The 25,788-nt window shown below is 73.7% G+C and carries 24 protein-coding genes; 8 read left to right on the forward strand and 16 right to left on the reverse strand.

Annotated features, from left to right (window positions below):
* The first annotated feature begins 414 nt into the window (after window positions 1-414).
* From C6W10_RS01275 to C6W10_RS01285, 3 genes are all read left to right on the forward strand, one after another.
* The gene (locus C6W10_RS01275; RefSeq protein WP_107255963.1) at window positions 415-654 is read left to right on the forward strand and encodes a DUF397 domain-containing protein; all 240 of its coding nucleotides are present in this window, start codon (window positions 415-417) and stop codon (window positions 652-654) included.
* Window positions 655-966: 312 nt separating this feature from the next.
* Window positions 967-1,824 (forward strand): helix-turn-helix transcriptional regulator, encoded by an 858-nt coding sequence (locus C6W10_RS01280; protein ID WP_107263560.1) that lies wholly within the window; start codon window positions 967-969, stop codon window positions 1,822-1,824.
* 81 nt (window positions 1,825-1,905) lie between these two features.
* Window positions 1,906-2,667, forward strand: coding sequence for an SDR family oxidoreductase (locus C6W10_RS01285; protein WP_107255964.1), 762 nt, complete (start codon window positions 1,906-1,908; stop codon window positions 2,665-2,667).
* Between the two features lie 33 nt (window positions 2,668-2,700).
* Here the strand turns inward: C6W10_RS01285 and hpnH are convergent, their stop codons facing one another.
* The 9 genes from hpnH to C6W10_RS01330 all read right to left on the reverse strand — a co-directional run bounded on the left by hpnH (window position 2,701) and on the right by C6W10_RS01330 (window position 14,124).
* Window positions 2,701-3,705, reverse strand: a complete 1,005-nt coding sequence (gene hpnH, locus C6W10_RS01290) for an adenosyl-hopene transferase HpnH (protein ID WP_107263561.1) — start codon at window positions 3,703-3,705, stop codon at window positions 2,701-2,703.
* A gap of 76 nt (window positions 3,706-3,781) precedes the next feature.
* On the reverse strand, window positions 3,782-5,275 hold the full coding sequence (gene ispH, locus C6W10_RS01295) for a 4-hydroxy-3-methylbut-2-enyl diphosphate reductase (RefSeq protein WP_234361559.1): 1,494 nt from the start codon (window positions 5,273-5,275) through the stop codon (window positions 3,782-3,784).
* A gap of 14 nt (window positions 5,276-5,289) precedes the next feature.
* Entirely contained in the window at window positions 5,290-7,293 is a 2,004-nt protein-coding gene (gene shc, locus C6W10_RS01300; protein WP_107255965.1) for a squalene--hopene cyclase, read from the reverse strand.
* Window positions 7,293-8,324, reverse strand: a complete 1,032-nt coding sequence (locus tag C6W10_RS01305) for a polyprenyl synthetase family protein (RefSeq protein WP_107255966.1) — start codon at window positions 8,322-8,324, stop codon at window positions 7,293-7,295. The genes shc and C6W10_RS01305 overlap by 1 nt, the downstream gene beginning before the upstream one ends.
* Window positions 8,321-9,697: a hydroxysqualene dehydroxylase HpnE gene (gene hpnE / locus C6W10_RS01310; protein ID WP_107255967.1), complete on the reverse strand. Its 1,377-nt coding sequence runs from the start codon at window positions 9,695-9,697 to the stop codon at window positions 8,321-8,323. Before hpnE ends, C6W10_RS01305 begins: the two co-directional genes overlap by 4 nt.
* The gene (hpnD, locus tag C6W10_RS01315; protein ID WP_107255968.1) at window positions 9,694-10,572 is read right to left on the reverse strand and encodes a presqualene diphosphate synthase HpnD; all 879 of its coding nucleotides are present in this window, start codon (window positions 10,570-10,572) and stop codon (window positions 9,694-9,696) included. The genes hpnE and hpnD overlap by 4 nt, the downstream gene beginning before the upstream one ends.
* Window positions 10,569-11,498, reverse strand: coding sequence for a squalene synthase HpnC (hpnC, locus tag C6W10_RS01320; RefSeq protein WP_199853830.1), 930 nt, complete (start codon window positions 11,496-11,498; stop codon window positions 10,569-10,571). Before hpnC ends, hpnD begins: the two co-directional genes overlap by 4 nt.
* Window positions 11,499-11,727: 229 nt before the next feature.
* Window positions 11,728-12,570 (reverse strand): DMT family transporter, encoded by an 843-nt coding sequence (locus C6W10_RS01325; RefSeq protein WP_107255969.1) that lies wholly within the window; start codon window positions 12,568-12,570, stop codon window positions 11,728-11,730.
* A 66-nt stretch (window positions 12,571-12,636) separates the two neighbouring features.
* Window positions 12,637-14,124: a glycosyltransferase gene (locus tag C6W10_RS01330; protein WP_159104408.1), complete on the reverse strand. Its 1,488-nt coding sequence runs from the start codon at window positions 14,122-14,124 to the stop codon at window positions 12,637-12,639.
* Window positions 14,125-14,334: 210 nt separating this feature from the next.
* Between C6W10_RS01330 and C6W10_RS01335 the strand changes: the two genes are divergently transcribed.
* Entirely contained in the window at window positions 14,335-15,594 is a 1,260-nt protein-coding gene (locus C6W10_RS01335; RefSeq protein ID WP_107255971.1) for a glycosyltransferase, read from the forward strand.
* A gap of 126 nt (window positions 15,595-15,720) precedes the next feature.
* On the opposite strand, the gene C6W10_RS01340 is transcribed toward C6W10_RS01335, so the two are convergent.
* Genes C6W10_RS01340 through C6W10_RS01365 form a run of 6 tightly spaced genes read right to left on the reverse strand, consistent with a single transcriptional unit; the run spans window position 15,721 to window position 22,688 of the window.
* Complete coding sequence (locus C6W10_RS01340) at window positions 15,721-17,037, reverse strand: ABC transporter substrate-binding protein (RefSeq protein WP_107255972.1); 1,317 nt, start codon at window positions 17,035-17,037, stop codon at window positions 15,721-15,723.
* 33 nt (window positions 17,038-17,070) lie between these two features.
* A complete protein-coding gene (locus C6W10_RS01345) occupies window positions 17,071-18,198 on the reverse strand; it encodes a branched-chain amino acid ABC transporter permease (protein WP_107255973.1) in 1,128 nt (375 codons plus the stop codon).
* Entirely contained in the window at window positions 18,195-19,085 is an 891-nt protein-coding gene (locus tag C6W10_RS01350; protein ID WP_107255974.1) for a branched-chain amino acid ABC transporter permease, read from the reverse strand. The genes C6W10_RS01345 and C6W10_RS01350 overlap by 4 nt, the downstream gene beginning before the upstream one ends.
* On the reverse strand, window positions 19,082-21,046 hold the full coding sequence (locus C6W10_RS01355; protein ID WP_107255975.1) for a long-chain fatty acid--CoA ligase: 1,965 nt from the start codon (window positions 21,044-21,046) through the stop codon (window positions 19,082-19,084). The genes C6W10_RS01350 and C6W10_RS01355 overlap by 4 nt, the downstream gene beginning before the upstream one ends.
* The gene (locus C6W10_RS01360) at window positions 21,043-21,900 is read right to left on the reverse strand and encodes an ABC transporter ATP-binding protein (RefSeq protein WP_234361560.1); all 858 of its coding nucleotides are present in this window, start codon (window positions 21,898-21,900) and stop codon (window positions 21,043-21,045) included. Before C6W10_RS01360 ends, C6W10_RS01355 begins: the two co-directional genes overlap by 4 nt.
* Entirely contained in the window at window positions 21,897-22,688 is a 792-nt protein-coding gene (locus C6W10_RS01365; protein WP_107255977.1) for an ABC transporter ATP-binding protein, read from the reverse strand. Before C6W10_RS01365 ends, C6W10_RS01360 begins: the two co-directional genes overlap by 4 nt.
* Before the next feature lie 237 nt (window positions 22,689-22,925).
* Here C6W10_RS01365 and C6W10_RS01370 point away from each other — a divergent pair, with 237 nt between their 5' ends.
* The 4 genes from C6W10_RS01370 to C6W10_RS01385 all read left to right on the forward strand — a co-directional run bounded on the left by C6W10_RS01370 (window position 22,926) and on the right by C6W10_RS01385 (window position 25,000).
* On the forward strand, window positions 22,926-23,921 hold the full coding sequence (locus C6W10_RS01370; RefSeq protein WP_107255978.1) for a helix-turn-helix transcriptional regulator: 996 nt from the start codon (window positions 22,926-22,928) through the stop codon (window positions 23,919-23,921).
* Window positions 23,922-24,168: 247 nt separating this feature from the next.
* Window positions 24,169-24,354: a hypothetical protein gene (locus C6W10_RS01375; RefSeq protein WP_159104409.1), complete on the forward strand. Its 186-nt coding sequence runs from the start codon at window positions 24,169-24,171 to the stop codon at window positions 24,352-24,354.
* Window positions 24,351-24,602: a hypothetical protein gene (locus C6W10_RS01380; RefSeq protein WP_107255980.1), complete on the forward strand. Its 252-nt coding sequence runs from the start codon at window positions 24,351-24,353 to the stop codon at window positions 24,600-24,602. The genes C6W10_RS01375 and C6W10_RS01380 overlap by 4 nt, the downstream gene beginning before the upstream one ends.
* Entirely contained in the window at window positions 24,599-25,000 is a 402-nt protein-coding gene (locus C6W10_RS01385; RefSeq protein WP_159104410.1) for a hypothetical protein, read from the forward strand. Before C6W10_RS01380 ends, C6W10_RS01385 begins: the two co-directional genes overlap by 4 nt.
* A 31-nt stretch (window positions 25,001-25,031) precedes the next feature.
* Here C6W10_RS01385 and C6W10_RS01390 read toward each other — a convergent pair whose 3' ends face one another.
* Window positions 25,032-25,598, reverse strand: coding sequence for a CHRD domain-containing protein (locus tag C6W10_RS01390; protein WP_107255982.1), 567 nt, complete (start codon window positions 25,596-25,598; stop codon window positions 25,032-25,034).
* Window positions 25,599-25,788 lie beyond the last annotated feature (190 nt).

Genomic DNA, 25,788 nt, shown 5'->3' on the forward strand with positions numbered 1-25,788 from the left:
GTGTCCGAAGGCCGGTTGCCGGGAGTAACTGGTGACTGTCCGTGATCCAAGTTCGCGTACGCCAGCACGGGCCGAAACTGCGCCGTTGCGATCCGTTGGCGACCATCTGCCCAGGCAGGCGCGCGTGTCGGCGATCTCGCCTGGTCCCCGACGCTTCGGTTGCGCTGGCAACGGCCCCCCGCCTCCATCACGAAAAGTGAACAAACGGACACACCCTTACCGCGCTATCATGCTCGCTGTCAGGTGCAGGCGCAAGAGCGAATGCACGTGCAGATGGTCATGCAGAGATGACCAGACGGATGCTCCACGCACCGTCACGGCTGAGGACGCGTCCACGGGGAGGAATCAGTACGCAGTCGGGCCTACGCGACGCCCACCGCCCCCAGCCCTCCGGAACCCCCAGAAAGACTGGCGATGATTCAGACGTACAACGGCATGTCCACCGGCCAGCTGCCCACCCTCGCCTGGCAGAAGAGCCGCCGCAGCAACCCCAGCGGAAACTGCGTCGAGATGGCCGAGTTGCCCGGCGGCGCCGGTATCGCCGTCCGCAACTCCCGGGACCCCGACGGCCCGGCGCTGATCTACACCATCGACGAGATCACCGCCTTCATCCTCGGCGCCCGCGACGGGGACTTCGACAACCTCATCGGTTAGCCGACCGTACCTACGGCGTCCGGTACGCCGACACCACCGTTCGCCACCGTCCCGACACGCTCGGCGCGAGCCCCGACTGTACGAGGGTCGAGAAAATTAGCGCGTTGGGTCTACCCTCCTCACCGTCCAGCCATGGCATGCTTACCGACGGATTTGGCCCAGCCCTCGGTGGGCTGCGTCGAGCATGTGTGGAGGCGACACGTGACGATGGCTCCATCCGGCCATGACTCGGTCCCGGACGGCGAGGTCGCCGACGGTGGACCGATCGTCGATGGTGGGCCGGTCTTCGCGGGTGGAGCCGCCGACCCCGGGATGGCGGGCGGCCCCACCGTGCTGCGAATCCTGCTCGGCAGCCAGTTGCGGAAGCTGCGGGAGGCCAGGGGCGTCAGCCGCGAGGACGCGGGCTGGGAGATCAGGTCGTCCGGGTCCAAGATCAGCCGGATGGAGCTGGGCCGGGTGGGATTCAAGGAACGAGACGTCGCCGATCTGCTGACCCTCTACCAGGTGACCGACGAGAGTGAACGCTCCGCCCTGCTCGCCCTGGCCCGGCAGGCCAACAACCCCGGCTGGTGGCACCGGTACGGCGACGTGCTGCCCAACTGGTTCCAGTCCTACCTCGGCCTGGAGGCCGCCGCCGCGCTGATCCGGGCCTACGAGGTGCAGTACATTCCCGGGCTGTTGCAGACCCGGGACTACGCCCGGGCCGTCGTGCTGCTCGCCCACGACGGTGCCCCGCCGGACGAGATCGAACGGCGGGTCGAGCTTCGGATGGACCGGCAGAAGGTGCTGACCCGACCGGGCGCGCCACAGCTCTGGGCCGTGGTGGACGAGGCGGCGCTGCGCCGCCCGATCGGCGGGGTCGGCGTGATGCGCGGCCAGCTCGAGCACCTGATCGAGGTCGGCAAGCTGCCGAACGTGACCGTCCAGGTGATCCCGTTCCGGGCCGGCGGGCACGCCGCGGCGGGTGGCGCGTTCAGCCTGCTCCGCTTCCCCGACCAGGAGCTGCCGGACGTCGTCTACATGGAACAGCTCACCAGCGCGCTCTACCTCGACAAGCGCGACGACGTGGACTACTACGCCGCCGCGATGGAACGGCTCTGCGTCGAAGCCGTCCCGCCGACCGAGACCCCGGCGTTCCTCCGCGCGGCCCTGGCCGACCTCGAGTCCTGAGCCCCGGCCGCCGCTCTCACGGCCAGACCCGGTTCGGCGCTCCGTCCGGTCCACCGGCGCCGAATGGGCCACACTACCGATATGACTTCCCGCCGCCTCGCTGGCGCCGTCGCCCTGGTCACCGGCGCCTCCTCCGGAATCGGCGCCGCCGCCGCCCGGCGGCTGGCGGGTGCCGGCGCGCGGGTCTTCCTCAGCGGCCGCGACCCGGAACGGCTCGCGGCGGTCGCCGCCGCCTCAGGGGGTACGGCGATCCCGTGCGACCTGACCGACCCGGAGCGGACGAAGGCGCTCGCCGGACGGGTACTCGACTGTGCAGGACGGGTCGACATCCTGGTCAACAACGCCGGGCAGGGCTTCGCCGGGCCGCTGACCGGGATGACCGACGCCCAGATCCAGGCGCTGGTGGCGGCGAACCTGACCGCCCCGATGTTGCTCGCCCGGGCGGTGCTGCCCGGGATGCTCGACCGGGGCAGCGGGCGGCTCGGCTTCGTCGGCTCCATCGCCGGCCGGCTCGGCGTACGCGAGGAGGCGGTCTACGCCGGCACAAAGGCCGGGCTGAGCGTCTTCGCCGACAGCCTGCGCAAGGAGACGACCGGTCGGGGCATCGTGGTCACCGAACTCGTCCCCGCCGTGGTGGACACCCCGTTCTTCGCCCGCCGGGGCCGGCCGTACCCGCGCCGCCGCCCCCGGCCGGTGCCGGCGGAACGGGCCGCCGACGCCCTGCTCACCGGCATGCTCACCGGCCGGCACGAGGTCTGCCTGCCGCGCTGGATGGTGCTGCCGATCGCGGTCCGGGCCACCCTGCCGGCCACCTACCGCCGGCTCGCCGACCGGTTCGGCTGACCGCCCCGGCGCCGGGCGGCCAGCCTGCACCGGTCAGTTGGCGCGGATCGCCCGGATCGACTGGCGCAGCGACGACATCGTGGCGAGCACGGCCGTCGGCTCGTACCCGCAGTGCGCCATGCAGTTGGCGCAGCGGGCGTCCCGCCCCCGGCCGTACGCCGACCAGTCGGTGGTCTCGATCAGCTCCCGGTACGTCTGCGCGTAGCCGTCGCCGAGCAGATAGCAGGGGCGCTGCCAGCCGAAGAGCGAGTACGACGGGATGGCCCAGGCGGTGCAGGAGAAGTCGACCTTGCCCTCCAGGAAGTCCAGGAAGAGCGGCGAGTGGTTCAGCCGCCACTTCTTCCGGCGCCCCTCGCCGAACGCCTTCTTGAACATCGCCCGGGTCTCCGCGACACCGAGGAAGTGCTCCTGGTCCGGCGCCTTGTCGTAGGCGTACGCCGGGGAGAGCATCATCTGGTCGACGCCCAGGTCGTCGTTGAGGTAGTCGAGTACCTCGATCACCGTCTGCGGGGTGTCGGTCGAGAAGAACGTCGTGTTGCTGGTGACCCGGAAGCCGCGCCGCTTCGCCTCCCGCACCGCCTCGACCGCCTCGTCGAAGACGCCCTCCTTGCAGACCGAGGCGTCGTGCCGCTCCCGCAGCCCGTCGATGTGCACGGCGAAGGAGAAGTAGCGGGACGGGGTGAACTTGTGCAGCTTCTTGCGCAGCAGCGCCGCGTTGGTGCAGAGGAAGACGTACTTGCGGCGCTTGACGAGTTCGTTCACCAGCCGGTCGATCTCCGGGTGCATCAACGGCTCGCCGCCGGCGATGGAGACCATCGGCGCCCCGCACTCCTCGATCGCGGCGAGCGCCTGCTCCACCGGCATCCGGCGCTTCAGCACGTCCGCCGGGTGCTGGATCTTGCCGCAGCCGGCGCAGGCCAGGTTGCAGGCGAAGAGCGGCTCCAGCTCGACCAGCAGCGGAAAGTGCGTCCTCCGACGCAGCTTCTGCTCCATCAGATAGCGGCCGACCCGCAGGCTCTGGCGCAGTGGCATGCCCATCGTCAGCACCCCGTTCCGGTCGGCCGGTCGATCGGCGCGCGGCTGTCCCACGCGACGCTGCGCGAACTGGTCCCCGTCATGGCGTTCGGATCTCCTTGGGAAGGGTGAAGTGCACATCCTCGGTACGGGTGCTGTGCTCCCGTACCGCGTCGGCGCCGAGCCCGGCCAGCGCCGCCACGGTCTGGTCGACCAGCCACGGCGGCGCCGACGCACCGGCGGTCACGCCGATCGTCCGGGCCCCGGCGAGCCAGCGGAGGTCGACCTGCTCCACGTCGTCGACCAGGTACGCCGGGGTGCCCCCGCGCTCGGTCACCTCGACCAGGCGCCGGGAGTTCGACGAGTTGGCCGAGCCGAGCACCAGCACCACGTCGGCGACGGCGGCCACCTCGCGCAACGCCGCCTGCCGGTTGGTGGTGGCGTAGCAGATGTCGTCCGAGGAGGGTCCGGTCAGCGCGGGGAACCGCCGCCGGAGTACGTCGAGGACCCCGGCCACCTCGTCCACGGCCAGGGTGGTCTGCACCAGGTACGACACCCGGTCCGGGTCGGCGACCTCGATCCGTTCCGCGTCGCCGACCGACTCCACCAGGGCGATCCGGCCGGGCACCTCGCCGAGGGTCCCCTCGGTCTCCTCGTGCCCGGCGTGCCCGATCAGCAGCACCGTGTTGCCCCGTCCGGCGAACCGGCGGGCCTCGCTGTGCACCTTGGTCACCAGCGGACAGGTCGCGTCGATCACCGGCAGTCCCCGGTCGGCGGCGGCGGCCCGGACCGCGGGCGCCACCCCGTGCGCGGAGAAGACCGTCGTCGCGCCGTCCGGGATCTCGGTCAGCTCGTCGACGAAGACCGCGCCCCGGCGTTGCAGGTCGGCGATGACGTGCAGGTTGTGCACGATCTGCTTGCGGACGTAGACCGGCGGGCCGTGCCGGTCCAGCGCCTGCTCCACCACGCTGATCGCCCGCTCCACCCCGGCGCAGAACGACCGCGGGGCGGCCAGCACCACCTGCCGGGCGGTGGTCGCCGCCGCCCACTCCGACAGGGCCGGGCCGAGCCGCGGCAGCACCCGCAGCGCCGCGATCACCCGGCCGAGCGTCGCCGGCCGGTACAGCGGATGCGGTGGCACGTCGGCGACCACCCGTACGCAGGCGATCGGGCGGCCGGCGGCGCCGGCCAGCAGCGCCGCCGACTCGGTGTCGACCGCGATCGCGCCGGTGGCGGCGAGCCGGGTCCGGTCCGCGCCGTCGACGATCCGCCGGCTGGTCACCACCGGTCCGAGGTGGACTGTCAGGCCACGTCGGCGCAGCGCCGCCGCGATCATCGGGGCGGCCGGGCAGGGCACCGGGGCACCGCCGACGACGCCGGCCCGGCGTACCTCGGTGGCCACCACCACGTCGCCGGTGCGCAACGTCGGCACCAGGCCACCGGCGATGCCGGCCACCGCGAGCGCGGCGGCGTCGCTGCGGCCGGCGGCGACCGTCGCCCGGGCCGGTCCCCGACCGGTACGCCGCAGCGGTGCGCCCGGCGGCAGGCCGCGCCGCAGCGCGATCGCCTCCGCCCGCATCGGTGCGAACAGCACCCAGTTTCCGTTCCTCAACTGGGCTCTCCCGGATCGGTGCGCAGCCGCGCGAAGTCGTCCGGGTCGCGCAGCAACCGGCCGAGCGCGCTGACCGGGAAGACCAGCCGGTAGAGGTGGTAGTTGATGTAGAAGTCGCCGGGAAACCCGGTGCCGGTGTACTGCGGCTCGTCCCAGCCCCCGTCCGGCCGCTGGGTACGCACCAGCCAGTCCACCCCGCGCCGGACCGACGCCGAGTCGTCCGAGCGGGCGGCGTGCAGGGCCAGCAGCGCCCACCCGGTCTGCGAGGCGGTCGAGTCGCCCTGACCCCGCCAGGCCGGATCGCGGTACGAGCGCATGTCCTCGCCCCAGCCGCCGTCGGCGTTCTGCCGCCGGTGCAGCCAGCAGACCGCCCGGACGATCCTCGGGTCCTCCCGGGGTACCCCGGCGGCGATCAGCGCCGGCACCACCGCACCCGTCCCGTAGACGTGGTTGGCGCCCCACCGGCCGAACCAGGAACCGTCGGCCTCCTGGTGGCGCAGCAGCCACGCCACGCCCCGGCGGACCGGTATCGAAGCGGCCAGCCCTTCCGCGCAGAGCGCCTCCACCACGTGCGCGGTGACGTCCGCGCTCGGCGGGTCGATCACCTCGCCGAAGTCGCAGAACGGCAGGTCGCGGGCGATCGCCCGGGTGTTGTCCGCGTCGAACGCCGCCCAGCCGCCGTCGGCGGACTGCATCCCGCAGAGCCAGCGGACCCCGCGCTCCATCGCCGGCCGCAGCGCCGGATGCGCCCCGCAGCGCCGCAGTGCGAGCAGCACCTCGGCGGTGTCGTCGGTGTCCGGGTAGCCGTCGTTGTCGAACTCGAACGCCCAGCCGCCGGGCTCCACCCGGGGCCGGCGTACCGACCAGTCGCCGGGGACCCGGATCTCCTCGGCGAGCAGCCAGTCGGCGGCGGTGGTCAGCGCCGGATGGTCGGCCGGCACCCCGGCGTCGGCGAGCGCGACCATCGCCAGCGCGGTGTCCCAGACCGGGGACTGGCACGCCTCCAGCCGGCGTACCGGTCCGTCCGGGGTCTCCTCCCGGACGGTGAACCGCTCCAGCCCGGCCAGCCCGCTGCGCAGCACCGGGTGGGAGAGCGGATAGCCGACCAGGTGCAGCGCGATCAGCGAGTAGACCCACGGCGGCTGGATGCCGCCCCACGAGCCGTCGGCCTCCTGCCGGGCCACGATCCACTCGGCCGCCCGGCGCAGCGCGTTGCGGCGTACCGGGCCGACCGGGTGCCGCTCGTAGCCGCGCAGCGCCGTGTCGAGCCGGTGCATCCAGCGCCCCTTGCCGCGCCGCTCCTCCGGCGGCGTCGGCCGTCCGGTACGCAGTTCGCCGAGCGAGAAGCCGAGCGGGCGTACCGGGCGCAGCGCGCGGACGATCGACAGCGGCACGATGGTCTGCCGGGCCCAGCAGGCGAAGTCGTAGACGTTGAGCGGAAACCACGACGGCAGCAGCACCACCTCGGGCGGGATCGCCGGCAGCCGGTGCCACGGCCACTCGCCGAAGAGCGCCAGCCAGAGTCGGGTGAAGACCCGGCTCCGCTCGATGCCGCCCTGCGCGAGTACGAAGTCCCGGGCCCGGCACATGTGCTCGGCGTCCGGCGGGTCACCGGCCAGCCGCAGCGCCGCGTACGCCTCGATGGTGGTGGAGAGGTCGCCCGGCCCGCCGTAGAAGGTCGCCCAGGCGCCCTCCGCATGCTGCTTCGAGCGGATCCACCGGGCGGTCGGCTCGGTCTCCACCTCGGTACGGATGCCGAGGAACTCCCGCAGCAGCAGGTCCTCGGCCTCCATCGTCACGTTGGTCTCCAGCTCGCCCTGCCACCAGCCGCCCGGCTGCTGCCGCGCGAGCAGCAGGTCCCGGGCCCGGTCCAGGGCCGCCTCGGCGGTGCTCCGCTGCCCCTCGCCGCCGGTGCCGAGCGGACCGGGTCCCTCGATCAGGATGCCGTCGCGGCGGGCGCCGGTCGGGTTGCCGTCGCTGGTGGAGAGCGTCGCGCCCATCAGTGGTCCCGTCCCGTCATGAAGTGCGCGATCGCCACCAGGTCGGCGTGCACGTCGGAGCGTTCTCCGGTCGAACCCGGCTCGCCCAACTGGTCCAGTTCGGCCAGCGCCTCGGTGAGCAGCCGGTCGGCCTGCTTCTCGGTCCAGTCCCGGGCGCCGGTCTCCTCGATCAGCTCGGCGGCCAGGCCCAGGTCGGCGGCGGAGAGTTCGCCGGTCCGGGCGTACAGTTCGGCGAGCTGGTCACCGGCCGGACCGCCGGAGGTGAGGGCCCGGACCACCGGTACGGACTTCTTCCGGGCCCGCAGGTCGGAAAGGACCGGCTTGCCGGTGACCGCCGGCTCACCCCAGATCCCGAGCAGGTCGTCCACGAGCTGGAAGGCGAGGCCGAGCCGTTCCCCGTACCGGGCCAGCCCGTCCACCAGCGCCGTCGGGGCGCCGCAGAGCACCGCGCCGAGCGTCGCGGAGCAGGAGAGCAGCGCCGCCGTCTTGTCCCGGGCCATCGCCAGGCACTCGTCGAGGGTGACGTCGGGACGGGACTCGAAGGCCACGTCGGCCGCCTGCCCGGCGATCAGTCGCCGGATCGCGGTGTGCATGGTGCTCAGTCCGGCGCGTACGTCCAAGGTGGGGTCGTCCGCCAGCACCTCGTCGGCGAGGCCGAGCATGGCGTCTCCGGCCAGGATCGCCGGACCGATGCCGAACGCCGCCCACGCCGTCGGCCGGTGCCGGCGCTCCAGGTCACCGTCGATCACGTCGTCGTGCAGCAGGGAGAAGTTGTGCACCAGCTCCACCGCGACCGCCGCCGGCAGGCCCCGGCGTACCGGCTGGCCGGCGGCCTGGGCGGAGAGCAGCGCCAGCGCCGGGCGCAGCCCCTTCCCGCCCCGGCCGGCGGGCTCCCCCGCGGCGTCCCAGTAGCCGAGCTGGTAGCCGGCGACCAGCCGGGTACGCTCGTCGATCCGTTCCAGCGTCGCCCGGATCTCGGGCTGGACGAGTTCGTCCACCTGGGCGAGGACGCTGGGCAGCATCACGGTCATCTCGTCTCCTCGTCGCGCCCGGTCATGCCGGTGCCTGCCGTCTGGGTCGGTGCGGACCCGAGGTGGGCGAGGACCACGTCGGCGGCGCGGTGGCCGCTGCGTACCGCGCCCTCCATCGTGTCCGGCCACCCGGTGTCGGTCCACGCGCCGGCCAGGGCCAGCCCGGGCGCCCGGGTCTGGGCGGGTGGCCGGGCACTGCGGGAGCCCGGCCCCTGCCGGAACGTCGCCCGGGGTTCCCGGGTCACGAACGCGTCCCGGACCCGGGCCTGCCGGGCCGCCGGGAAGAGTTCGGCCAGCGCGTCCAGGTAGGTCCGGACCAGGTCGCTGGCCCGGACGCCCAGCACCTGCTCGGCGGCGGAGATCGAGACCACCAGGTACTGGCCGGAGCCGCCGGGCGCGGTCCGGTCGAAGACCCACTGCACCGGCGTGTCCAGCCCGGCCGCGAACTCGAGTTCGGTGACCCGCTGCTGGTAGTGCACGTGCACGTTGACGATCGGCGCGGCACCCAGCCGGGCCCAGCGCGCCCGGTCCGGGGCGGCCTCGGCCGGCACCAGCCGGGCGGCCTGCGGGTGCGGCACCGCCAACACCACCGCGTCGGCGGTCAGCTCGACGCCGTCACCGGAGATCTGGAACCGGCCCCGGTCGGCCCGGATCCGCTGCACCCGTACCCCGGTGCGGACCGTCGCGCCGCGCTGCCGGAGGAGTACGGACGCCGGGGCACCGTGCAGTTCGGACAGTGGCGCGGTCGGCCGGCCGATGTCGGCGGCGTCGGCCCGGTCGAGCAGTCCGGTCCGGAAGACCCGGGCGGCCAGCGCCAGCGAGGCCCGTTCCGGCGGGGCGTTCAGGGCCGCGGTGCAGATCAGCTCCCAGAGCCGGGCCACGGTCGGCGCGTCCTGCCCGTGCGCGGTCAGCCAGGCGCCGAAGCTGACCCGGTCGGCGGCCGGGTCGTCCGGTTCGACCCGGCGTAGCGCGGCGGCGGCCCGTACCGCCGCCAGCCGCTGTCCCACCCGCAGCGGGCGGTAGCCCAGCAGGGCCGGCAGCAGGTGCGCCGGGGCCGGCAGTCGGCGGTTGCGGGCGAGTACGTGCGGCGGCCCGCCGGCCCGCAGGATCGGCACCGCGAACCCGTCCTGCACGGCCGCCCGGTCGGCGCTGCCGAGCCGGACGAGCAGGTCGCGGTACTGCTGGTAGCAGCGGAGGAAGACGTGCTGCCCGGTGTCCACCGTCAGCTCGCCCCGCCGGAACGAGTAGGTGGCCCCGCCGAGCGCCGGACGGGCCTCCACCAGGGTCACCCGGTGCCCGGCGTCGAGCAGCCGCACCGCCGAGGCGATGCCGGCCAGCCCTCCGCCGACCACGCAGACCCCTCCGTCGGTCACGGTGCGCTCCGGGTCATCGCCCGCGCCGCGACGTACGCCTTCTCCCAGCCGGGCAGCGAGACCCGCTGCCGGGTCACCGCCAGTGGGTCGGCCACCATCCGGGCCAGCAGCCGGTGGTAGATCCCGGCCATCGCCGCCACGCAGGCCGCGCTGCGCCGGTCCAGCAGCGGCAGCAGCCGCAGCCCGCTCTGGTAATAGCGTTCGGCCCGGTGCGCCTGCCAGCGGAGCAGCGCGGTGAGCCGGTCCGGCGGGTCGGTCAGCGCGCCGTCCGGGCCGAGTTCCAGGGTGCAGCCGAACCGCTCCAGGTCGCGGCGGGGCAGGTAGACCCGGCCGGCGGCCCGGTCCTCCACGATGTCCCGCAGGATGTTGGTCAGTTGCAGCGCGATGCCCAGGGTGTCGGCGAGTTCGGCGGCCGCCGACCGGTCCACCGAGGGGCGGAGGGCGAAGACGCCGAGCGAGAGCCGGCCGATCGACCCGGCGACGCAGCGGCAGTAGCCGACCAGCTCCTCGAAGGTCTCGTAGCGGGCGCCCCGGACGTCCGCCACGCAGCCGTCGACCAGCTCGTCGAAGGCGGCCAGCGGGATCGGCAGCCGGGCCGCCGCATCGGCCAGGGCGACCAGTACCGGATCCCCGCCGGCCTCCGGCAGCCGGTGCAGCGCCGCCCGGATCTGGTCGAGCCGGGCCAGCTTGGTCGCGGCGGGCAGCTCGCCGTCGCCGATGTCGTCGATGCGCCGGGCGACGGCGTACACGGCGCAGAGCGCGGCGCGCCGGTCGGGGCGGAGCAGCCGGATCCCGTACGAGAAGTTGCGCGCCTGGCTGCGGGTCACCCGGGCACACTCCCGGTAGGCGCGTTCCAGTCCGGCGTCGGCGGTCATCCGCGCACCCCGCTCGGGCGCAGGGCGACCCGGGGCGGCCGGTACGACCGGAGCCAGGCGGCGGCGATCCCGGCCCGGGTGGGCTTGGGCGGCCCGGGCAGCGGGTCGTGGTCGGCCCGGGCCAGTGCGGCGAGCGCGGCCCGCCCACCGGCGACGTATCCGCCGACGGCCAGCCGGGCCCAGCCGTGCAGGTCGGCGACGAGCGGCGCACCGGCGTCGAGCAGGTCGGCGGCGCGCTGTGCCTGGCGCCGGACGACGGTACGGAGCCGGTCACCGGCCCGGGGCGCGTCGAGGTCCTCCTCGGACACCCCGGCCGCCGCCAACTCCTCGGTCGGCAGGTAGATCCGGCCCCGGCGCCGGTCCTCGGCGACGTCCTGGAGATGCTCGACCACCTGTAGGGCGGTGCAGATCCGGTCGGAGAGCCGGATCCGGTCCGGCGAGGCGGCCCCGAAGACGTGCAGCACCAGCTCGCCGACCGGGTCGGCGGAGAGGTGGCAGTAGTCGACCAGGGCGCCGAAGGTCGGATAGCGGCGCACCGCCTGGTCGCGCCGGTTCGCCTCGATCAGCCGCAGCAGCGGGTCGATCGGCAGCCGGCAGTCGACCACGGTGGGTGCCAGCCGGACCAGTACCGGGTGCCGGGGCAGCCGGCCGTGGTAGAGGGCGCGTACCTCGCGGTCGAACCGGTCCAGCCCGGCGAGCCGGGTCGCCGGTGTCTCGTCCCGGCCGCGCTCGTCGGGCTCGTCGCCGAGGTCGTCGACGTACCGGGCGTACCAGTAGAGGGCGAGCAGGTGCCGGCGGATCCGTGCCGGCAGGACGCGCAGCGCGACGGGGAAGTTCTCCCCGGCCAGTACGGTGTCCGGCTGCCGGCGCCCACCCGGCCGATCCGCGGGCGGATGGTCGGGAGCGTCGTCGGTCAGATGAAGCACACTGCCGCCTCTCGCGAGGTCCAGCCGGCTCAGCGGGGCCGCGCCAGACCGCCGCGCCGGATTGGTCGTAATCCACCACTCGCGCTAAGTAATCTTCACCGAGAGTACCCAAATTCCCACCCTGGGCGGTGCGGCCTGCCGAATTCCTCTCGGCGTGTTCGACCATCCGTCGCGGCGTTGCCCGGATCGACCGGACCGGTCCGGTGGATCGACGGTGGCGGCCGGCGTGTCAGCTTGACCGGGTCCGCCGGGCCATCCAGATTCCGACGGTCATCGCCGCCACCGCGACCAGCCCGGCCAGCAGCCGGGGCCCCTCCAGCGACAGTCGCTCCTCGAAGGCGAAGACCCCGATCAGCACGCCGGTGAACGGGTCGAGCAGCGCGATCGCGGTCAGCGGGGCCGCGATCGGGCCGCCCTGGAAGGCGTTCTGGTTCAGCACCAGCGCGGTGCCGCCGACCAGGATCAGGGCGTAGAGGTGCCAGTCCGTGAAGACCTCGACAGGGTGGTCCGGCAGCTTCTCGATCACGCTCTTCACCAGGGCGGCGGCCAACCCGTACAGCAGTCCGGTGGCGATGCCGAGCATCAGGCCCCGGGTCGCGTCCTGGGTCCGCCAGGCCACCAGCAGGCAGAGGGCGACCAGTGCGCCGATCGCGACCCCGACCAGGATCCAGGACCACGCCTTCGGCTCCTGCACCCCGCCGCGTGGGTTGGCGGCGAGCAGGAACCCGGTCAGCCCGACGACCCCGAGCACCACCACCAGCATGTCCCGGCGGTGCGGCCGGCGCCGCTCGATCGCCGCCTCCAGCGGAATCGCCATGAAGAGTCCGCTGACCAGGAGCGGTTCGACCAGGGCGAGTGCGCCGAAGCGCAGCGCCAGCGCCTGGAGGACGGTACCGAACGCGTCCGGGACCCAGCCCAGCAGCCAGAGCCGCCGGTGCAGCAGCCGGATCAGCAGCCTCGGGTCGATGGTCCGGGTCGGCCGCTCCTGTTTGGCGGCGTGCTGTTCCAGCACCGAACTCACCGCGAAGCAGGCGGCCGAGGCGAGTCCGAGCAGGATGGCGATGCCGTTCACCGGGTCGTACCTCGGGCTCCGGCCCGCCCCGCCACCGGTGGGGCGGCACGATCTGTGGCCCGCACGTCAGCCTTGCCGGTCCGGGTGGTTCGCCGGGCGCGTACCGTCGGGCCGGGGCTGGTCCGCGCCGATCCGCAACCTCGCCACGCCGGCCCGCAGCCCGACCCAGCGGGTCAGCGTCCGGCGGGACGGCACCGCCGCCACGGCGGCCGGGACCTCGGCCGGCACCTCTGGACCGGCCGGCGCCGCGCCGTCGACCAGGGCGGGAGCGTCGAGCGACGGCGAACCGTCGACCAGGGCGGGAGTGCCGAGCGGCTCGTCGGCCCGTGCGGGTGCGGTGGTCGGGGCGTCGAACGAGGACGCCCGTCCCGCCCCCTCGGTCGCCGGCTCGGGCAGCGCACCGCCCCGGGCGATGTCGGCGACCACCATCGCGGGATCGGTCTCGAAGAGGGCCAGCCCGGCGGCCCGCTGCCGCTCGCCGGCCGTACCGTCGGCGAGCCGGACCAGGGTCGGGCCCAGTTCGGCGACCCGGCGTACCCAGGTCGCCACCCCGGCCCGGGCCATGGTGGCCGCGTTCGCCCGGCCGTGTCCGGGGATCGGCCGGTAGGTCGCGACCGGCAGACCGCAGGCCATCGCCTCCAGCGCGGTGAGTCCACCGGCGTTCTCCACCAGCACGTCGGCGGCGCGCAGCAGCTCCGGCATGTCGTCGACCCAGCCGAAGACGTATCCGGTGCGGCGCCGCTCCAGCCGGCGCAGCAGCGTCTCGTTCCGGCCGCAGACCACCACCGGGACCGCCACCCCGGTACGCGCGATCTCGGCCGCCGTCCGGGCCACCGCGCCGACGCCCCAGGAGCCGGCGACCAGCAGCGCGAGCCGGGCGTCGACGGGCAGCCCGAGTCGCTCCCGGGCGCGGCGCTTCTCGGCCGGCGAGCCCGGGCGGAAACCGGCCGAGACGAGTCGGCCGGCCACCCGGACCTCACCGGCACCGAGCGCCCGGGCCTCGGCCCGGGTGGTGCGGTGCGCGGCGCAGTGCACGTCGATGCCGGGCGAGACCCAGATCGGGTTCACCGCGAAGTCGGTCAGATAGGTGACCACCGGTACGGCGAGCCGCCCGTCCCGGCGCAGCGGCCCGACGATCTGGCTGACCACCGGGTACGTCGACACCACCGCCCGGGTGTCCGGGGGCAGCATCCGGAGTACCCGGGGCCACACCGGCCGGAGCAACGCCCGGGTGATCGGCGCGGCCCGGCTGAAGTTCCCGCCGATCGCGAAGAGCAGCCCGTAGATCCACGGCAGCCGGCTCAGCATGCCGTGGTAGGTGCCGCGCAGCAGCCGGCCCAGTCCCCACGGGAAGATGTCGGCCAGGTCCACGCAGTCGGCGAGCAGGCCGCGTTCGCGCAGCCGGCCGGCGAGTTCCCGGCTCGCGCCGTCGTGTCCGGCCCCCGCGCTGGCGTAGATGATCATTACGCGCGGACGCCGCTCACCGACGCCGCTGGCGGGCGGCTCGGACGCCTCCTTGCGGTTCGCCTCGGACCGCCCGGATCTGAACGTCATCCGGCCATCTACCCGCAGGAGGTGCGAAGAATCCTCGGAAGGCCAGACCGGCTTCCGTCGGGCGGCAGCGGAACCTTTCCGGCACCGCATCTGCCCGAACCCCCCGACCCGGACCCGCGGCCGGACGTAGACTCCGGATACCCCGCGACGCTCCGGTCGAAGCGCGAATCGGCGCCACCGGTCGCAGCCCCGGCCCACCGGGAGGTCGCCATGCGGGTCCTGATCGTCACCGCCGGCTCCCTCGGCGACGTCGCGCCCTACACCGGGCTCGGTGCCCGGTTACGGGCCGCCGGTCACCGGGTGGCGCTCGCCGCCCCCGAGCCGTACGCCGACCTCGTCACCGGAGCCGGCCTGGACTTCCGGCCGATCGCCGGGGACCTGTCGGCGCTGCGGGCCGCCCACGCCGGAGGACACCGCTCCCGGAGCCTGCCGGTCGCCCCCGAGCTGGTCGAGTTCGTCCGGCTCGGCGGCCGGTTCGTCGCCGAGGTCGGCACCGGCATCGCGGCCGCGGCCGGGGCGGACACCGAGGTACTGCTGCTGTCCAGTACGACCGCACCGCTGGGCTACTCGGTGGCGCAGTACCACAACATCCCGTGCCTCGGGGTCTTCCTCCAGCCGACCGCTCCCACCCGGGCGTTCCCGCCGGTCGTACTCGGGGTGCGCTCGCTGGGCGGCTGGGGCAACCGGCTCGCCGGCCGGCTCGGTCGGCTCCTCGTCGACCGGGTGTACGCCGACGCCTCCCGGCGGCTGCGCGCCGAACTCAGCCTGCCACCGGTCGGACTCGGCGCCCTGGCCCGGCTGGCCGACGGGGACGGCTGGGCGGTGCTGCACGGGTACAGCCCGGCCGTGCTGCCCCGGCCACCGGACTGGCCGGCCGGGCTGGACGTGGTCGGCTACTGGTGGCCGGCGGCCCGCCCCGGCTGGCAGCCGCCGACCGAACTGGTCGACTTCCTCGCCGCCGGCCCACCCCCGGTCTACGTCGGCTTCGGTAGCCTGGCCGACACCGGGAACGGACTGCACGCCCTGGTCGCCGGTGCGCTGCGCCGGGCCGGCGTACGCGGCGTGTTGCAGGGGATGCGGGACGCCGGGACGGCCCGGGTCGAGGACCGGGACGGGGACCTGATCACCGTCGGGGACGTACCGCACGACTGGCTCTTTCCGCAGATGGCCGCGCTGGTCCACCACGCCGGCTGCGGCACCACGGGTGCGGGTCTGCGGGCCGGGGTGCCGGCGGTGCCGGTACCGGTCTTCGCCGACCAGCCGTTCTGGGCCGCCCGGCTGACCGCCCTCGGGGTCGGTCCGACGGTGCTGCCGTTCCGCCGGCTCGACGAGGCCGGGCTGGCCACCGCGATCCGGGCCGCGGTGGCCGAGCCGGGGCTGCGGCGCCGGGCGGAGGCCCTCGCCGACCTGATGGCGGCCGAGGACGGTGCCGGCGCGGTGGTGGCCGTGGTCGACCGGCTGGCCCGTTGACCGGCCGACCACGGCCCGCTCGATCCCGGCCCGCCCGCACCCCGGACGGCCGGTCCCGCACCACCGCGCGGTCCCGCACCCCGGACGGCCGGTCCCGCACCGCCGCGCGGTCCCGCAGCGCCGCGCTCAGAGCTTCTCGTAGCAGGGCCCGTCCAGGGCGTACGCCTGCGCGGTCGGGCCGGCGGTCAACGGCCGGACCTGGCTGACCCCGGTCGGTGCGGCCCGGTCCGGCCGGTACACCGCGGTGACCCGGACCGCGCCGTCGTTCGGGCCGGCGGCGTAGTTGCCGGCACCGGCCGGCAGCATGCCCTCGTAGTCGACCGACGTCAGCGACTTCACCGCCGCCAGCAGCCCGGCCCGGGTCAGGTCGCCGTCGGCCACCGCCTTGGTCAGCGCCGCCTTCATCGGATACGACCAGACCCAGCCGGAGGTGTACCCGTCGTTCGGGGTGATCTGGCCCAGTGCCTGCCGCAACGCCTGGTGCCCGGGGGTGTCGGTGCCCCACGAGTCCCACGGCGCGGTCTGCTCGTAGCGGGCCAGCAGGGCGGGGGCGGCGGCACTGGCCAACAGCGCCGGGTTCCAGGTCGGGCTGGTGCCGATGAACCGGCCGGTGAAGCCCCGGGCCGCCGCCTGGCCGACGATCGCCGCCGCGTCGGCCGGCCCCATGGTCAGGATCACCAGGTCGGGCCGGCCGGAGAGGATCGCCTGGATGGCACCGGCCTGCTTGTCGGCGCCGGAGTCGGTCTTCACCGCGCTGAAGGTCAGCCCGAGGCTCTGCGCGCCGAGCTTCGCGCCGGCCGCCGCGTCGTCGCCGTAGTCGCCGGCCAGGTGTACGGCCAGCACCGACTTGACCCCGTGCGCCTCACGGGCGTAGTCGAGCGCGTTCATCGACTCCAGGCAGTAGTTGGCGCCGGACTCGACGATCACGTCCTCGAAGGCGTACGCCGAGGTCCAGGCGGCCGGCGCCGCGACCACGCTGCTGGCCTTCATGTCGGCCAGGATGGCGGCGGTGGTCGGCGAGCCGAGGGTCTGGGCCAGGGCCAGCACGTTCGGCTTCATCTCCTGGTACGCCTGGTTGTGCGTCTGCGGGTTGTATTTGTTGTCCCGGATCCAACGGGTCACGTCGACCTCGTAGTCGCCGATCCCGCCGGCCGTGTTCACCCGCTTCCAGAACGCCTTCTGCGCGTCGGTGATCGGCACCGCCAGCGCCCGGAACGGCCCCTCGGTCAGGTCGGAGATGATGCCGAGGTAGATGCAGCCCTTGTTCCGGTCCACCGCCTCCGGGCACGGCTCGGCGGTGACCCCGACGTCGGTCTTCACCCCGGAGGCGTCGGTCTCGGTGTCCCCGCCGCGACAGGCGGCGAGTGCGGCGCAGAGCAGCAGGGCGACGGTCGCGGCGGCGATCCGACGCGGTCCGGAGCCGGACGGTCTGTTCCTTCCCATGGCTACCTCACAGGTCGGTAGGAGCGGAGCAGCTCAGTAGGAGAACGGCCAGGTTTTCCAGTAGTTGCGGACCCGTACCCAGATCCCGAACAGGCCCCGGGGCTCGAAGATGAGGAAGACGACGAGAAGTACGCCGTAGAGGATCGTCTCCACCTGGAAGACGTTCGGCACCTCGTTCGGCTGGGCGCTGAGGAACGGCACCCACGCCTGCAACTCCCGGGTGAACCGGGGCAGCAGGGTGATGAAGAACGCCCCGGCGATCGCGCCGGAGATGGTGCCCGCGCCGCCGATCAGCACCATCGCGATGTACTGCACCGACAGCAGCAGGCTGAACGAGCCCGGGTCGAAGAACCCGGTGATGGTGTAGAGCAGCGCCCCGGCGCAGCCGGCGTACGCCGACGAGACGGCGAAGGCGATCGTCTTGTACCGGGCCAGGTTCACCCCGATCACCCCGGCGGCGATGTCCCGGTCCCGGATCGCGGTGAACGCCCGCCCCACCTTCGACCGGGCCAGGTTGGCGGCGGCCAGTGCGAAGCCGAGCAGGAGCAGCAGCATCAGCCAGTAGAGCTTCTGGTCCCGGGTGCCGAGCGGGCCGGTGGCGGCGATCGGCTGGCCGAAGAACTCCAGGGTGGCCGCCGGCCGGCCGACCCCGGCGCCGCCGGTCAGCGCCGACCACTCGCTGAAGACGTGCTGTCCGATGAAGACCAGGCCGAGGGTGACGATCGCCAGGTAGAGCCCGCGCAGCCGGGTGGCGAGCGGGGCGACGAGGATCCCGGCCAGCCCGGCGAGCAGGCCGGCGGCGGGGAGCCAGACCGCGATGTTGGTGACCCCGAAGCCGATCACCCGGCCGTCCGGGTCACCGCTGATCGCCGCCGCCGTGTACGCGCCGACGGCGAGGAAGAACGCGTGCCCCAACGAGACCTGGCCGGCGTACCCGGTGACGAGTCCCAGCCCGATCGCCCCGATCGCGGCGACGCAGCAGAGCGCCAGCAGTTGCAGCCACTCGTCGGTGAGCAGGAACGGCAGGCAGAGGGCGACGATCAGCAGTCCGGCCACCGCCACCCGCTTGGCCCGGGTGTCGAAGAGGGCCAGCTCGCTGGCGTACGAGGTGTGCAGCTCCGGCCGGCCGCGCGGCCGGGTACGCCGCCCCGCGATCGTCATACCCGCTCGACCTCCCTGGTGCCGAAGAGCCCGTACGGGCGGACGAGCAGGACCAGCAGCATCAGCACGTACGGGCTGATCACCGAGACGTTGCCGCCGAGCCAGGGCGCGTGCTGCTGGTAGCTGGCGGTGAGTTCCTGGATCGTCCCGACGGCCAGCCCGCCGACCACCGCGCCGGGCAGCGAGTCCAGCCCACCGAGGATGATCACCGGCAGGGCGGTCAGCGCGATCAGCCAGAGCGCGGCGTCGACGCTGGCTCCGGCGGCGGCGAAGGTGCCGGCCACCGCCGCCAGGCCACCGGCCAGCCCCCAGGAGAGGGCGAAGACGGCGCCGACCGAGACGCCCTGGGCCAGCGCCGCCTCCTGGTCGTAGGCGGCGGCCCGCATCGCCAGCCCCATCCGGGTGTAGCGGAAGAAGGCGAAGAGCCCGGCGATCAGCACGGCGGTGGCGAGCAGCGCGGCGAGGTGCCGCTGTTGCAGGTCGATCGCGGTGCCGGGGACCGCCACGGTACGCAGCCCCCACGGGTCGCCGACGTGCCGGACGTCGAGCCCGATGAAGCCGTTGACCACCACCCGGACGGCGACGTCCACCCCGAGGGTGATGATGGCGACCACGAACGCCGGCCGGCCGACCATCGGGCGTACCGCCACCCGTTCCACCCCGAGCGCCAGCCCGGCGGTGAGCACGGCGGCGACCGGTACGGCCACCCAGAAGCCGACCGGCCCGGCCAGGTAGGTGACCAGGACCGCGCCGGCCAGCATGAAGGCGGGCTGGGCGAAGCTGATCACCCGGGTCGCCTTGTAGATGATGACGAAGCCGAGGGCGAGCAGGGCGTAGACGCTGCCGGTGCCCAGGCCGCGCAGCAGGCTCTCGGCGAGTTCGGTCATCCCGCCTCCCCCGGGTCGGTCTTCGCCGGCCCGCGCCGGTACAGCTCGTCGATCAGGTCGGCGAACCGTTCGGCGACGGCGGCCCGGCGTACCTTCTGGGTGGCGGTCAGCTCACCGTCGTCGTGGTCGAGTTCCCTGGGCAGCAGCGCGAACCGCCGGATCTGCTCGACCGGGGGCCGCCCGGCGTTGACCGTCGCGACCAGCTCCTCGACCAGGGCCCGGACCTCGGGTTTGCCGGCCAGGTCGCGATAGGTGGTGTACGCCAGCCCGCCGCGCTGCGCCCACTCCCCCACGGTCTCCAACTCGATCCCGATCAGCGCGGTCAGGTACGGCCGGCGGTCGCCGACCAGGATCGCCTCCTTGACGTACGGCGACGCCTTCAGCGCGTTCTCGATCTCGGAGGGGCCGACGTTCTTGCCACCCGCCGTGATCATGATGTCCTTGGCCCGGTCGGTGATCCGCACGTGCGTGCCGTCGACCCACTCGCCGACGTCGCCGGTCCGCAGCCACCCGTCGGCGTCGAGCACCGCCGCCGTCGCCGCCAGATCCCGGTAGTAGCCGGCGAAGACGCCCCCGTGCCGGGTCAGGATCTCGCCGGTCTCCTCGTCAATCCGCAGCTCGACGCCGGGGTGCGGCTCGCCGACGGTGCCGAGCCGGACCCGGCCCGGCCGGTTGCCGGTGGCGACGGCGGTGTTCTCGGTCATCCCGTACACCTCGTGCATCGGGACGCCGATGCCCATGAAGAACCGCAGCACGTCCGGGGCGATCGGGGCGGCACCGGAGGCGGCGTACCGGACCCGGCGCATCCCGATCCGCACCCGCAGCGCCCGGTAGCAGAAGAGCCAGCCGATCGCGTACCCCAGTCGGGTGGCGGCGGTGTGCCGGCCACCGGTCCGGACCAGCGTGCCGGCGATCCGGTCGGCGACCCCGAGCCACAGCCGGGCGTTCCACCGTTTGACCGGCGAGGCGTTGGCCAGCCGGACGGTCACCCCGGCGAGGATCTTCTCCCAGATCCGGGGTACTCCGAACAGGATCGTCGGCTGCACCTCCCGCAGGTTCGCCCGCACGGTGTCGATCGACTCGGCGAACGCCACCTGCACCCCGGCACCGGCGTTGAACCAGGTGGTGAAGATCCGCTCCGCGACGTGGCAGAGCGGCAGGTACGACAGCAGCAGGTCGTGCGGTCCTGGCGGCGGATCGGTGAACCCGCCGTCGTCGACGAGTACCCGGATCGCGAAGTCCACGTTGGCCACGGTCAGCATCGCGCCCTTGGCCGGCCCGGTCGTACCGGAGGTGTAGATCAGCGTGGCGACGTCCCCGGCGGTCGCCGCCGCCATCCGGGCGGCCACCGCCCCGGGCTCGGCGGCCCGGTGCTCGGCGCCGATCGCCAGCAGCTCGTCCCAGCCGAGCAGCGCGGGATGCCGGTAGCGGTGCCGGATGCCGCGCGGTTCGAGATAGACGATCCGCTCCAGCTCCGGGCAGTCGGCGGCGACCTCCAGCGCCTTGTCGACCTGCTCCTGGTCCTCGGCGATCAGCACCCGGGCGCCGGAGTGCGAGAGCAGGTAACCGACCTCCGGCGCCGGATTGGTGGGATAGAGGCCCACCGTCATCGCCCGCAGCGCCACGGTCGCCACGTCGGTGAAGAGCCACTCCCGACGGTTCTCCGCGTGGATCGCCACCCGGTCGCCCGGCTGCACGCCGAGCGCCAGCAGCCCGTGCGCCACGGTCTGCACCGTGTCCCAGTAGTCGGCCCAGGTCACCTCCGCCCAGATGCCCCGGTCCTTCTCCCGCATCGCCACCGCGTCCGGGGTGGCGAGGGCGCGGTCGCGGACGCGTACCGCGATGGTGCTGGCCGGGACGGCGTCGCCGGACGGGCCGGCGGCGGTGGTGGTCGGGACGCCGGCCGGGTCGTCGCCGGTCGGGTCGCCGGCCGGTACGGTTGCGGCGCGGGGATCGGTCATCGCGGCTCCTCCCGTCCCGGATCGCCGGCACGCTGCGCCGGTTTCGACGCGTCGCCGCCGAGGTAGGCCCGCACGACGTCCGGATGGTGCGGGATCTCCGCCGGGCTGCCGGTCGCCACCACCTGGCCGAAGTCGACCACCAGCACCCGGTCGGCCAGGTCCATCACCAGACCCATGTCGTGCTCGACCAGCACGATCGGGATGTCCAGCTCGTCGCGGATGTCGAGGACGTACCGGGCCATGTCCTCGGTCTCCTCCAGGTTCATCCCGGCGACCGGCTCGTCGAGCAGCAGCAGTTTCGGCTCCATCGCCAGGGCCCGACCCAGCTCGACCCGCTTCTGCACCCCGTACGGGAGCAGACCCACCGGCATCCGCCGCCACCGTTCCAGTTCGAGGAAGTCCACGATCTCCTCGACGGCGGCCCGGTTGGCGATCTCGGCCCGGCGGGCCGAGCCGAGCCAGGCGATCGCGGCGAGCGGGCCGTAGCCGATGTGGTGGTGCCGGCCGAGCAGCAGGTTCTCCAGCACGGTGAGGTTGCCGAAGAGTTCGACGTTCTGGAAGGTCCGGGCCATGCCGAGCGCCGCGATGTGGTGCGGCCGGCGGCCGACCAGGTCCACCCCGTCGAAGACGACCCGACCGGTCTGCGGCCGGTACACCCCGGAGAGGACGTTGAAGATGGAGGTCTTGCCCGAGCCGTTCGGCCCGATGATGGCGAAGAGTTCGTGCCGGCCGACCGTGAAGCTCACCCCGTCGATGGCGCGTACGCCCGCGAAGTGCAGCCGGACGGCCTCGAACCGCAGGATCGGGTCGGCCTCGACCGGATCGGCGGCCCGTTGCCGCACCACCGCCGTCACGACAACCACCGCTTGCGCCGCCGGTAGTGCTTGACCTCGCGGAACGAGCGTCGGCCCGCACCGGCCGCCGCACCGAGACCGAGATAGAACTCCCGGATGTCGTCGTCGGCCAGCAACTGTTCGGCCGGCTTGTCCAGCACCACCTGGCCGGTCTCCAGTACGTAGCCGTGGGTGGCCAGCGCCAGCGCCATGGTCGCGTTCTGCTCGACCAGCAGGATTCCGGCCCCGGTCGAGTTGATCGCCACGATCAGCTCCCGGACCTGGTCGACCAGCCGGGGGGCGAGTCCGAGGCTGGGCTCGTCGAGCAGCAGGTAGCGCGGCTGCGCCATCAGTGCCCGGCCCATCGCGAGCATCTGCTGCTCGCCGCCGGAGAGATATCCGGCGGTCTGCCGGCGGCGGGCGGCGAGCACTGGGAAGAGCCCGAAGACGTGCTCCAGCCGGGCCGGGATCTGCCGATGCGCGGTGTGCCCGCCGAGCCGCAGGTTCTCCTCGACGGTCAACTCGGCGAAGATCCGGCGGCCCTCCATCACCTGGCAGACGCCCCGGCGGACCACGGCGGCCGGGCGGAGCCGGTGGATCGGTTCCCCGTCGAGCGTGACGGTGCCCTTGGTGACCGCGCCGTCGTGCACGTCGAGCAGACCGCTGATCGCCCGTAGCAGGGTGGTCTTGCCGGCGCCGTTCGCGCCGAGCAGCGCGACGATCCCGCCGGGCGGTACGGCGAGGCTCACCCCGCGCAGCACCAGCATCACGTCGTCGTAGACGACCTCGAGATTGCGCACCTGCAGCATCCGGGAACCCCCGGTTCTCGGTTGTGGCGCGGGTCACAAAGTTACCGGACATTAACCAGGGGGCAACGTTCCGTCAAGAGCATCGTGGTCGAGGGCGCACTTCCGCCGGATCGAGGTCGGGTGGATCGCCGTTCGACGTCAGTGATCCGGGTCGACGGCGGGTGTACCGTCCGAAGCGGCGGTTCGCCAGTCGCGGTCCCGACCGCCACCAGCCCAGCCGTAACCTGGGGGTACGCCATGCCGCACCCGCCCATCGTCGACCCGCGATTCCCGGCACGCCTGCGGGAGCTGCGGACCGCCCGCGGTATGTCCCTGCGGGACCTGGCCCGCCGCGCCTACTACGGCAAGAGCCACCTGCACGACCTTGAGACGTCGAGGTGCCGGCCGACCGTCGAAGCCGCCCGACGTCTGGACGACGTCCTGCAAGCAGGCGGGACGCTCGCCGCGCTGGTCGTCGAGGCACCGGCCGTGACCACCCCGGACGACGACCAACGGATCGCGTACGTGATCGCGCAGCCCTCCCGGCTGGATGCTGCCACCGTGCACATGCTGGCCGAGACGTTGGCCGCGCAGCGCCGCCTTGACGACGTGTTGCAGGCACCGGCCATGCTGCCGTGGTCCGTGCCGCAGTGGCGCACCGTGCAGAGCCTCGCCGAACAGGCCCGGGGGCCGCACGCGGCCGAACTGCACGAGGTCATCGCCGAATGGACCCAGTTCATCGGCTGGCTCTACGCCGAGGGCCGCAACGACAGCGAGGCGACGCGGGTGTTGACCGAGGCGGCCGACCAGGCCGACGCCGTCGACAGCGGCCCGCTCGCGGCGCAGGTGGAGAACTTCCGGGGCTACCTGGAACGCCAGCGGGGCAACCCGCGCGGCATCGTTCGGCACTTCCTGGCCGCGTACCACACCCCGGGCTCGACGGTGCTGCAACGGGTCGGCGACGCGGTACAGGCAGCCCACGGGTACGCGCTGCTCGGCGACCGAGGCGCGGCCAGGCGTCTGCTCGGCGAAGCGAGCGACCTCACCGAGGCGGCCGAGTCCGCGAGCGCGCCGGCAGCCGCCTACTGGCTGACGCCGACATTCTCCCGGATGGGTCTCGGACTGACGTACCTGGCGCTCGGCGACCGGGCCGCCGCCGCAGAGAACCTGCGTGCCGGGCTGGACGGCCTGCCGGACGATCAGCGCGATGCCGAGTGGACGATCGAGTACCGCGAGGCGCTCAGCACCTGCTGACGGGTTCGTCCGGATCACCGCGCACGGCACCGGACATGCGGCGGACGCCGAAGAGCTGGATCTCACCGTGCCAATCGGGCGACGCTGCGGGTGGGGGTGCCGGTCGGGCGTACGCAGCCGGCGACGGTACCCCTGGCCGGTCGGGCCGAGGCTCCCCGTGGGTAGGCCCGGCCGGCGCCAGCCGATCAAGGTGATCGGCGCTCCGTGATCTGCGATCCGGGACGCCGTGGCGGGCAGGAGGTCCACCATGATCCAGCAAAGGCAGCAGCAGAGCGACGAGCAGATCGTGGCCCAGCACCTCGCCGGGCACCGGTGCGCGGAGTGTGCGCCGAGGGGCGGCTGCATGCGGATGCTTCGGATCGTCCGCCGCCGCCAGGCGCGGGCCGACCTCGCCGGCACGATCGGCGTCCAGATCGAGGTGACGGGACGGTGATCCGGATGGTACGGCGCTGGCTGACGGTGGAGTGGCCGGTCCCGGTCGAGTGCGCGTTCGCCCGCCTCGTGCTCGGTACGCACGCGCTGCGGGAGTGCGGCCGGTGCGGGCCGGACGGCTGCCCGCTCTGGTCCTGGGCGACCGAGGTCCACCGCCGGGAGCACGCGGTCCGGGTGCTGCTCGGCGGCACTCTGCCGGCCAGCGTGACGGCCGGGGACGTCCGCGCGGCCCTGGACCGGGTTCGGTGAGCATGCTGCCGGAGAGCACGCCGGGACCGGCGATCAGTTGGGCACACCGGATCATCACCGACCACGCCGAGGGGCGCGGCTGTGCCGAGTGCCGGGCCCGCTGGTGCCCGACCGCCGAATGGGCACTCTGGGTCGTCGTCACCGATCACCTCCCGCCGCCCGGTGACGACGGGAAGAGGCTGGTGACCACGGTCGCCCGGCAGATACTCACCAACCACTGGCCGTACGGCGTCGACGGCTGCCGACCCTGCGCCCTGCCGGACTGCACCCGCATCCAGGTCGCGACGTGCTGGTTGCAGGCCGTCCGGGACGACTACCTGCCGCCAGCGGTGCAGGCTCTCCGACCCACAGTGGTCCCGACCGACGAGGAGCTGCGCCGGATCACCGGGCTGGAGTGATGCTCGGGCGGATGGCGGACGGGTTGCCCGGTCAGTGCCGGTGACGCCAGAGCTGCGCCCGGATCTCGCCGCCGGGATAGCGCGAGCTGTGCACGTTGACGTACGCGGCACCGGCCCGTACCGCCGCGACCAGCTCGGCGAACTGTCCCGCCTCGATCCCCTGTGCGGTCGGGCCGATCACGTCGGCCGGTCGGATCGTCCCGCTGACCGTGGCCGGTGCCGGTGGGCAGGGCTGGGTGCCCGCCGGCCCGTTGCCGAGGTTGGTGCAGAGGAAGGCGCTGATTCCGCCGCTCTGGGCCCGGCCGCCGACGTGGATGTGCGCCTGGGTGACGGTCCCCTCCAACGACTCGTACCCGAGCCGGTAGGTCAATTCCTGGCCCTCCTCGTCGACCGCGAAGCGGAACCCGCCCCTGCCGCTGGTCGAGATCACCAACGGGTCCTCCTGGTAGCCGGTCAGCCGTTCCCGTACGACGCCCCAGCGTTCCGGGTCGTCGTCGTTGCGGTCGGCGTTGCCGTACGCGATCCGGGCCGTGCCCGCCCCGGCGGCCAGGAGGGCGACCACGGAGACCACCGCGCCATACCATCGTCGGATCATCATCGTCGCGCCTCCCCGATCCGCTCCGGCCAGTGCTCGTCACCCGGTTCAACCGGACGGGCGCCAGCCGGGACACGACACCGAAGTGACGGATCGTGGACAGAGAGTACTTGCCGACAGGGTCGGCAACCGCCGCGTCGGCCGTGGTGCAGCCTGCTGGAAGGCCCGGCGCCGGGCACCGGGGAACGACGTG

This window comes from Plantactinospora sp. BB1, from assembly GCF_003030385.1.
Taxonomy (GTDB): domain Bacteria; phylum Actinomycetota; class Actinomycetes; order Mycobacteriales; family Micromonosporaceae; genus Plantactinospora.

What these genes read in the sequence shown, in the direction of transcription:
- hpnH (WP_107263561.1), bottom strand. Translation starts at nt 3,705, where the DNA reads ATGGGCATGCCACTGCGCCAGAGCCTGCGGGTCGGCCGCTATCTGATG.
- C6W10_RS01365 (WP_107255977.1), bottom strand. Translation starts at nt 22,688, where the DNA reads ATGCTGCAGGTGCGCAATCTCGAGGTCGTCTACGACGACGTGATGCTG.
- C6W10_RS01350 (WP_107255974.1), bottom strand. Translation starts at nt 19,085, where the DNA reads ATGACCGAACTCGCCGAGAGCCTGCTGCGCGGCCTGGGCACCGGCAGC.
- C6W10_RS01275 (WP_107255963.1), top strand. Translation starts at nt 415, where the DNA reads ATGATTCAGACGTACAACGGCATGTCCACCGGCCAGCTGCCCACCCTC.
- C6W10_RS01370 (WP_107255978.1), top strand. Translation starts at nt 22,926, where the DNA reads ATGCCGCACCCGCCCATCGTCGACCCGCGATTCCCGGCACGCCTGCGG.
- C6W10_RS01305 (WP_107255966.1), bottom strand. Translation starts at nt 8,324, where the DNA reads ATGACCGTGATGCTGCCCAGCGTCCTCGCCCAGGTGGACGAACTCGTC.
- C6W10_RS01355 (WP_107255975.1), bottom strand. Translation starts at nt 21,046, where the DNA reads ATGACCGATCCCCGCGCCGCAACCGTACCGGCCGGCGACCCGACCGGC.
- C6W10_RS01335 (WP_107255971.1), top strand. Translation starts at nt 14,335, where the DNA reads ATGCGGGTCCTGATCGTCACCGCCGGCTCCCTCGGCGACGTCGCGCCC.
- C6W10_RS01345 (WP_107255973.1), bottom strand. Translation starts at nt 18,198, where the DNA reads ATGACGATCGCGGGGCGGCGTACCCGGCCGCGCGGCCGGCCGGAGCTG.
- hpnD (WP_107255968.1), bottom strand. Translation starts at nt 10,572, where the DNA reads ATGACCGCCGACGCCGGACTGGAACGCGCCTACCGGGAGTGTGCCCGG.
- C6W10_RS01285 (WP_107255964.1), top strand. Translation starts at nt 1,906, where the DNA reads ATGACTTCCCGCCGCCTCGCTGGCGCCGTCGCCCTGGTCACCGGCGCC.
- C6W10_RS01375 (WP_159104409.1), top strand. Translation starts at nt 24,169, where the DNA reads ATGATCCAGCAAAGGCAGCAGCAGAGCGACGAGCAGATCGTGGCCCAG.
- C6W10_RS01280 (WP_107263560.1), top strand. Translation starts at nt 967, where the DNA reads ATGGCGGGCGGCCCCACCGTGCTGCGAATCCTGCTCGGCAGCCAGTTG.
- C6W10_RS01340 (WP_107255972.1), bottom strand. Translation starts at nt 17,037, where the DNA reads ATGGGAAGGAACAGACCGTCCGGCTCCGGACCGCGTCGGATCGCCGCC.
- shc (WP_107255965.1), bottom strand. Translation starts at nt 7,293, where the DNA reads ATGGGCGCGACGCTCTCCACCAGCGACGGCAACCCGACCGGCGCCCGC.
- C6W10_RS01390 (WP_107255982.1), bottom strand. Translation starts at nt 25,598, where the DNA reads ATGATGATCCGACGATGGTATGGCGCGGTGGTCTCCGTGGTCGCCCTC.
- C6W10_RS01330 (WP_159104408.1), bottom strand. Translation starts at nt 14,124, where the DNA reads ATGACGTTCAGATCCGGGCGGTCCGAGGCGAACCGCAAGGAGGCGTCC.